This window comes from Spirillospora sp. NPDC046719, from assembly GCF_040645715.1.
GTDB lineage: Bacteria > Actinomycetota > Actinomycetes > Streptosporangiales > Streptosporangiaceae > Spirillospora.
Map to the genome: position 1 here is coordinate 1 of NZ_JBEYYT010000442.1, position 7,554 is coordinate 7,554.

Below are 7,554 nucleotides of genomic sequence, written 5' to 3' on the forward strand. Positions count from 1 at the left end.
CCGGAGGGCGCCTGCGGCCCGTGCCGCGGGACGGGTCAGGCGTTCTCCGCGCGGAACCGGCGGGCCCCCAGCCACACCGACACCACCAGCAGCACCACCGCGACCAGCGCGCCCTCGGCGACCGCCGCCGTCGCGTAGTCGCCGAGGAACGCCGCCCGCGCCGCGTCCACCACGTACCGGAACGGGGTGAACCGCGACACCGCGTCCAGCCAGCCCGGCGCCAGGCTCATCGGCAGCAGGATCCCCGACAGCAGCATCAGCGGCAGCGTCACCGCCGACAGCAGCGGCGCGAACGCGTCCTCGCTGCGCGTCCGCATCGCCAGCACGTACGACAGCGATGCGATCGCGACCGCCAGCGACACCACGAACAGCAGCCCGACCGCGATGCCGCCCGCCGGCGCCCGCAGCCCCAGCGCCAGCCCGACCGCCACCAGCAGCACCGCCTGTGCCGCCACGATGACGGTGTCGCGCAGCACCCGGCCCAGCAGCAGCGCGGTCCGGCTCACCGGCGTCACCCGCAGCCGCTCCACCACCCCCGACCGCAGCTCACCGATCAGCCCGAACCCGACGAACCCAGCGCCGAACAGCGCCAGCTGGATCAGCACGCCCGGCACGAACACCTGCCAGGCGTTGCCGGCGCCGAAACCGCGCACGTCCACCAGCCGCGACAGCAGCGGCCCGAACAGCACCAGGTACAGCAGCGGCTGCACCGCGCCGAACACCACCGCGACCTTGCTGCGCAGCGTCTGCCGCAGATACCGGCCGAACACCAGGCGGGTGTCGGCGGCCGTCCGTGCCAAGGACATCGAAGTCCTCCTTCTCTTCTCGGGGATGGATCCGACGCCGGTCAGGCGGCGTCGCGCAGGGAACGGCCGGTGACGGTGAGGAACACGTCGTCGAGGCTGGGACGGGACAGGTTCAGCGACGCCAGCTCCACCCCGGCGGCGTCCAGCGCCCGCACCAGGCCCATCAGCTGCCGCTCGCCGTCCTCGACGGTCAGCCGCACACCACGGCCGGCGACCACCGCCTCCCGCACCGCCGGATGCCGCGACAGCGCCTCGCGCGCCGGCGCGCCCCCCGACGGGTCGGCGAACTCCAGGGTGACCACGTCGCCCGCGACGCGGCGCTTCAGCTCCGCGGGCGTGCCCGCGGCGACGATCCGGCCCCGGTCGATGATCAGCAGCCGGTCGCACAGCGCGTCCGCCTCGTCCAGGTAGTGCGTCGTCAGGAACACCGTCGTGCCGTCCCCGGCGCGCAGCGAGCGGACGTGCTCCCACAGGTTCCCGCGGCTCTGCGGGTCCAGGCCCGTCGTCGGCTCGTCCAGGAACAGCAGCGGCGGCCGGTGCACCAGCCCCAGCGCGATGTCCAGCCGCCGCCGCTGACCGCCCGACAGCGCCCCGCACGGCCGCCCCCGCAGACCCTCCAGCTCCAGCCGCGCGCACAGCTCGCCGATCCGCGCGGCGCGGTCCCGCACCCCGTACAGGCGGGCCTGCAGGTCCAGCTCCTCGCCCACCGGGACCGACGGGTCGGTGCCGCCGCCCTGCGCGACGTAGCCGATGCGGCGCCGCACCCCGCCCGGGTCGGCGCGCAGGTCGCGGCCCGCGACCGTCGCGGTGCCCGCGGTCGGCGCCAGCAGCGTCGTCAGCATCCGCAGCGTGGTGGTCTTCCCGGCGCCGTTGGGGCCGAGGAACCCGACGATCTCGCCGGGCGCCACGGACAGGTCCACGCCGCGCACGGCCTCGACCGTCCCGTGCCTGCCGGTGAAGGTGCGGGCGAGCCCGCGTGCCTCGATCACGATGACCTCCGATGGGGGAACGACTCGCCCAGTAGAGTAACCACAATTTTTAAGTGGCACCAAGTTTTAAGTCACGCCAGCGAAGGTAGGATTCCGGGCATGGGCAAGGAGATCGACCGGCGGCCCGGACCCGAGCCGGGGCTGCGCGAGCGCAAGAAGCGCGAGACCCGCCGCCGCATTGCCGACATCGCCACCGGGCTGTTCATCACCCGCGGCTTCGACAACGTCACCGTCGCCGACGTCGCCCGCACCGCCGACGTGTCGGTCAACACGGTCTTCAACTACTTCAGGACCAAGGAGGACCTGTTCTTCGACCGCCAGGGCGAGATGATCGAGGCCGCCGGGCAGGCGTTCCGCGACCGCCGCCCCGGCGAGGGCGTCGTCGCGGCGTTCCGCCGCCGCTTCTTCGAGGGCCTGGACGAGGGCGACTACCGGACCGCCTTCCACGAGGGCTCCGAGGTCTGGCTGAAGACCGTCCACGACAGCCCCGCCCTCACCGCCCGCATGCGCGAACTCGGCGAGCAGCTGAAGGACGCCCTCGCCGGCGTCCTCGCCGAGGAGACCGGCGCCGGCCCCGACGACATCACCCCCCGCGTCGCCGCCGCGATGATCTACGCCGCCCAGGGCGTCCTCATCGAGGAGATCGCCGCCCGCAAACGCGCCGGCGAGACCCTCCGGGAGATGCGCGACGACGTCTACGCCTCCGCCGCCCGCGTCTTCGGCATGCTGGAGCACGGCATCGGCGACTACGCCCCGAAACCCGACCCCGCCGACACCGGTACACGGCCCGGCGAGGACACCTAGCGCGGCACCAACGCGGGACCGCGCCGCCACCGCCGGAAAAATGAGTGTCGAGGCACTCCGCGGCGTTCCTAAAATCCATGATTGCGGAGGCGATCAATCATGGACACCCCCACGCTCCTTGCCCACCTGCAGACCCACGACACCCCGCTCACCCTGCCCCGGGGCGGCACCCTGCGCTGGGACGACGCGGACCTGCACCGCGCCGCCCACGCCGCCGGCCCCGAGCACTACGCGCTGCTGGCCCTCGCGCCCGGCGCGCTGCCCTGGCAGCGCGCCCGCGTCCTGCTGCAGACCCTCGCCGCCTCCCAGGCCGGTCTCGACGACGCCACCCGCGACACCCTCGCGCGCCTCGCCCGCGTCCTGACGCTCGCGCTGCCGCCCGCACACGTCATCACCGTCCTGCTCGCGCTGCGCCGGCTGCGCGCCAACCACAAGCACACCACCCGCACCGTGCTGCGGTTCGTGCTCGAGCACCCCGACGCCGACGCCCTCATCGCGGCCCGCCGCCCCGCCCTGCTCGACTGCTTCGAGCACGCGCTCGGCAAGACCGCCGCCCGCGGCTGCGCCCGCCGCATCGACGACGGCGACACCGCCTCGGACTACCTGCGCCGCCGCCTGCTGCGCTTCCTCGCCGTCCCCGCCGCCGCGCCCGCCCGCGTCCAGGCCCTCTACGCCGCACCGCCCACCGCCACCGCCGGCGCCCTCACCGGAACCGGAACCGCGCCCGGCGCAGCGACCGGCCCGGCGCGGGCTATGCCCGACGAGCCCGCCCTCACCCTCGACCCCGCCCGCGAACAGCCCCCGACCGTCACCGCCACCAACCGCGGCGACATCGCCGCCACCCTCGTCCACCTGTACCGGGGCGGCCCCGCCGAGGACCTGTACGCCGCGCTCGGCCGCTACGTCGACGACGCCGCCCGCGCCTACCCCCGCTTCGCCGGGACCGTCGCGCTCGTCCTGGACGCCTCGGCGTCCATGCGCGGCTACGGCGAACGCGAATGGGCCGTGCTGTCGCAGGCCGCCGCGCTGCGGATGCTGCTGTCGCGCGTCTGCGACCGGCTCGAGGTCGTCGAGGTCGGCGGCGACGAACGCGCCCCCCGCGGCGCCACCGACCTCGCCACCGGCGTCCTGGACGCCCTCGCCGCCGGCCCCGACCTGGTCGCCGTCGTCTCCGACGGCTACGAGAACCGGTTCCCCGGCGACCTCGCCCGCGTCGCCGCCACCCTCCCGCGCGCCGGCGTCACCACCCCCGTGGTGTTCTGCCACGCCCTGTTCACCGCCGCCGACGACCTGACCCTGCGCCGACCCGCACCGTCCCTGCCGCAGCGCGGGTTCTGGCACCAGGACGACTTCACCACCCTGCTGCCCTGGATGTTCGCGCACTGCCCCGCGGGCCGCCCCTGGCTGCGCGCCGCCCTGCACGACCGCCTGGACGCCCTGGACCGGCAGGCCGCCGACCTCACCACCGCCCTCGCCGCCTGAACCGCCCCCCGAACCGCCCCCGGCCCCGGAGGCCGCGCACGCCCTTACGCGCGCCTTGCACGCCGCCTGCGCGCGATCCCGGGGGAGCGGCCCCCGGCCGGCACGAACGAAAGGAGCACCGCATGACCGAGATGACGGCGCTCGACACCCTGCTGCCCGGCCCGCTCAGCCTCGCCGGGCACCGCCTCGGCACCCCGCAGCAGGCCGGCGCGCTCACCATGGTGCCGGTCTCCGGTCCCGCCCGCCCCGGCTTCGTCCCGCCCCGCACCGGGCTGAAGCTGTCGCGCGTCACCGGCTACGGACGCCTCGAACTGCGCAACGGCGCCGCCGACGGCGTCGCGATCGTCCCCCTGCACATCGGCTACGTCCAGGACGCCGCCCAGAACCACGCGCTGTGCCGGTCGGCGTTCCTGGCCCCCGGCCAGAGCCTGCTGTTCGAGGACGCCTGCTGCGTCCAGCAGACCCAGGGCGGCTACCTCACCGGACGCGACCAGTGGTTCTTCGTGCTCCCCGGCGAACTGCGCGCCCGCGCCCTCGAACTGCGCGACGTCCGCGGCTACGCCAAGCTGTGGGACGACATCGCCGAACTCAACCACCGCTGCGGGCTGCCCCGCCGCGGCCACCTCGAGCAGATCCTGTCCCGCAAGCGGCCCGTCCTCACCCAGTTCCAGAGCCGCCTGGAACCCCAGCCCGGACAGGTCGGCGCCCTGTTCCTGGTCGCCGGGCGCTTCGCCGGCCTGGAGATCTGCCCCGACCCGCGGTACTTCGCCGAGATGTGGCCCGCCCTGGCCTGCTTCGCCTACGGCGTCGCCGCCTGGCGCGCCGAACCCGCGCTCGCTCCCGCCGTCCCCTACGACGCCGGCTCCCTCGCCGAACTGCGCGGCGCCCTCGACCGCGACCGCGCCGCCCGCCTCACCGACATCGCCCGTCGGCTCACCGCCGCGGGCCCCGCCGAACTCCGCGACCCCGTCCAGATACGGGAGGAGGAACGCTACCTGGACCTGCGGCTGTCCACCGTCACCGGCCCGCACCTGGCCGGGCAGGTCGTCACCGACGGCGGCCGCGCCGTCTACGCCTCCCTGTTCGCCCGCTGACCGACCGCCCCGCCCCGCAGACCCGGCCCGCGGGCGGCGGCATCCGGACGGCCCGCCCGGAACGGCCCCGCAAAAGGGGTTGCCCCGGGCGGCCCCCACCCAGTTGAATCGGACCCACGGGAACTGAGCCGGACCCGTCAGGCGAAAACCCGGATTCCAAGTTCGGATCTCGCACGACGCTCGACACGTCGCAAAGCGATCACGAGCCTGACCCGGTGCCGGCCGCCTGTCCCGTCTCCTCCAGGTAGGGCGCGAGCGCCGCCCGCACGTCCCCCGGCATCTCCCGCTTGGACTTGGAGCGCGGGTCGACGAACACGTGCCGGACCTCGCCGTCGGCCATCAGCCGCCCGCCCACCACGAACCGCGGACGCACCACCATGCTCGTCGTCCCCAGGTGCGCGACCGGCATCTCCACGTCCACCAAGTCGTCGAACCGCGCGCCCTCCCGGTACCGGATCCGCGCCTCCGCCACCACCAGGTCGTAGCCCGCGCCCACCATCTGGTCCGGCCCGCACACCGCCGCCCGCCAGAACTCCGTGAGCGCCACGTCGTAGAAGAACAGGTAGTGGCCGTTGAACACCACGCCCTGCTGGTCGCACTCGCTGTACCGCACCCGCAGCTGATGACTGAAGATCTGCCCCATACCCCCACATCCTGCCGCACCGCGCGGCACCGGCGAGTGGTAGCGCCTCACCGGGAACCGGAGTTTCGATCCTCGACAGTCATAAGCGGAGCTTCTGGATCGCAGAAGGATCATCTGTTGGACTTCTGGGTGGCGAGTGACGAGCATGGGAGGTGACACACCAGCCCACCAGGGAGGACACCAATGGACGAGAAGGCCATGCGCCCCGAGGACATCACCCGCCTGTTCGTCGAGCGCTCCAACGCCGGCGACGCCGCCGGGGTCGCCGCGCTCTACGAGGAGGACGCCGTCCTGGCCTACCCGCCCGGCTCGCAGACCGTCGGCCGCGAGGCGATCCGCGCGCTGTGGGAGAAGGTGCTCGCCGGACGCCCGCACTTCGAGCCCGAGGAGCCGCTGCCCACCCTCGTCAGCGGCGACCTCGCGCTCACCTCCACCCCGCCCAAGGACGGCGCCGGCGCCCGAGCGCAGGTCGCCCGTCGCCAGCCCGACGGCAGTTGGCTCCGCGTCCTCGACCAGCCCGAGTTCGTGACCCCCGGCCGCTGACGGGCCCCGCCGCCCACGGGCCTGCCCGTGCCCAGGCCCGGCGCGGACGCCCCCGCCGCACGGGCGCGGGCGCCGCGGCCGCGATGCCGAGAAGCTCAGGCCGAGAAGTCCAGCAGGCTCAGGAGGCCAGGAACTCCAGCAGGTCCCGGTTGAAGCGCTCCTTGTCGCCCGGCACCATCGCGATGCCGTGCGAACCGCCCTCGTAGACCTTCAGCGTCGCGTCCGGGATGATCTGCGCGGACTTGCGGCCGGTCGCGTCGATCGGGACGATCTGGTCGTCGTCGCCGTGCACGACCAGCGTCGGCACGTCGAACTTCTTCAGGTCGTCGGTGAAGTCGGTCTCCGCGAACGCCGTCGTGCAGTCCACGCCCGCCTTGATGCTCTCGTGCATCGCCATGAACCAGAACGCGTCCCGGTTGCCCTGCGTCACCTTGTTGCCCGGGCGGTTCGCGCCGAAGAACGCCTCCGAGCTGTCCTTCCAGAACTGCGACCGCTCCTTCAGGATCCCGGCCTTGATGTCCTCGAACACCTGCGCCGGGACGCCCTCGGGATTGGCGTCGGTCTTCAGCATCAGCGGCGGGATCGCCGACAGCAGCACCGCCTTGGAGACCCGGCCCGTGCCGTGCCGGCCGATGTAGCGGGCCAGCTCCCCGCCGCCCATCGAGTGCGCCACCAGCGTGACGTCCCGCAGGTCGAGGGCGCCGAGCAGGTCGGCGAGGTCGTCGGCGAAGGTGTCGAAGTCGTAGCCGTCCCACGGCTGCGACGAGCGGCCGTGCCCGCGCCGGTCGTGGGCGATGCCGCGGTACCCGGCGTCGGCCACCGCCTTCATCTGGTCCTCCCACGCGTCGGCGTTCAGCGGCCAGCCGTGGATGAACACCACCGGGGCGCCCGAGCCCCAGTCCTTGTAGTAGATCTCGTTGCCGTCGCGCGTCGTGACGAACCCCATCCCGTGAACCCCCAGAAGTATCGGTGCGTTCCGCGGGGCGTTCCCGGGCACGCGCACCGCTACCCGGATCGCGAGGCAAGGCAGGGTCGACCTTTCTTTGCACGCCCGCCCCGCGAGCACCGCGCCAGCCGGGCACGGCGGCTGAAGTCTCGGCAAAGGCGGGCGCGTGCGGCCGGGAACGGGCCATGCGCGCGGCTAGCGTGCGGCCATGCCGCAGACGCCCGGCGACAGGCCCGCGTACGAGCCC

Annotated in this window: 8 protein-coding genes; 4 read left to right on the forward strand and 4 right to left on the reverse strand. The window is 73.9% G+C overall.

Annotated elements, in window-relative coordinates:
- Nucleotides 1-35: 35 nt before the first annotated feature.
- On the reverse strand, nucleotides 36-806 hold the full coding sequence (locus ABZ914_RS42300; RefSeq protein WP_190856615.1) for an ABC transporter permease: 771 nt from the start codon (nucleotides 804-806) through the stop codon (nucleotides 36-38).
- 41 nt (nucleotides 807-847) lie between these two features.
- Entirely contained in the window at nucleotides 848-1,795 is a 948-nt protein-coding gene (locus ABZ914_RS42305; protein WP_500200376.1) for an ATP-binding cassette domain-containing protein, read from the reverse strand.
- A 99-nt stretch (nucleotides 1,796-1,894) separates the two neighbouring features.
- Here ABZ914_RS42305 and ABZ914_RS42310 point away from each other — a divergent pair, with 99 nt between their 5' ends.
- The 3 genes from ABZ914_RS42310 (at nucleotide 1,895) to ABZ914_RS42320 (ending at nucleotide 5,175) form a co-directional block, all read left to right on the forward strand.
- Nucleotides 1,895-2,599, forward strand: coding sequence for a TetR/AcrR family transcriptional regulator (locus ABZ914_RS42310; protein WP_500200378.1), 705 nt, complete (start codon nucleotides 1,895-1,897; stop codon nucleotides 2,597-2,599).
- Nucleotides 2,600-2,698: 99 nt separating this feature from the next.
- Entirely contained in the window at nucleotides 2,699-4,081 is a 1,383-nt protein-coding gene (locus tag ABZ914_RS42315) for a hypothetical protein (RefSeq protein WP_500200380.1), read from the forward strand.
- Nucleotides 4,082-4,203: 122 nt separating this feature from the next.
- On the forward strand, nucleotides 4,204-5,175 hold the full coding sequence (locus tag ABZ914_RS42320) for an ARPP-1 family domain-containing protein (RefSeq protein WP_500200382.1): 972 nt from the start codon (nucleotides 4,204-4,206) through the stop codon (nucleotides 5,173-5,175).
- A 199-nt stretch (nucleotides 5,176-5,374) separates the two neighbouring features.
- Here the strand turns inward: ABZ914_RS42320 and ABZ914_RS42325 are convergent, their stop codons facing one another.
- On the reverse strand, nucleotides 5,375-5,818 hold the full coding sequence (locus ABZ914_RS42325) for an acyl-CoA thioesterase (protein WP_500200383.1): 444 nt from the start codon (nucleotides 5,816-5,818) through the stop codon (nucleotides 5,375-5,377).
- A gap of 183 nt (nucleotides 5,819-6,001) precedes the next feature.
- Between ABZ914_RS42325 and ABZ914_RS42330 the strand changes: the two genes are divergently transcribed.
- Complete coding sequence (locus ABZ914_RS42330; protein WP_500200385.1) at nucleotides 6,002-6,361, forward strand: YybH family protein; 360 nt, start codon at nucleotides 6,002-6,004, stop codon at nucleotides 6,359-6,361.
- A 118-nt stretch (nucleotides 6,362-6,479) separates the two neighbouring features.
- On the opposite strand, the gene ABZ914_RS42335 is transcribed toward ABZ914_RS42330, so the two are convergent.
- Nucleotides 6,480-7,307 (reverse strand): alpha/beta fold hydrolase, encoded by an 828-nt coding sequence (locus ABZ914_RS42335; RefSeq protein WP_190856622.1) that lies wholly within the window; start codon nucleotides 7,305-7,307, stop codon nucleotides 6,480-6,482.
- Nucleotides 7,308-7,554: the final 247 nt, after the last annotated feature.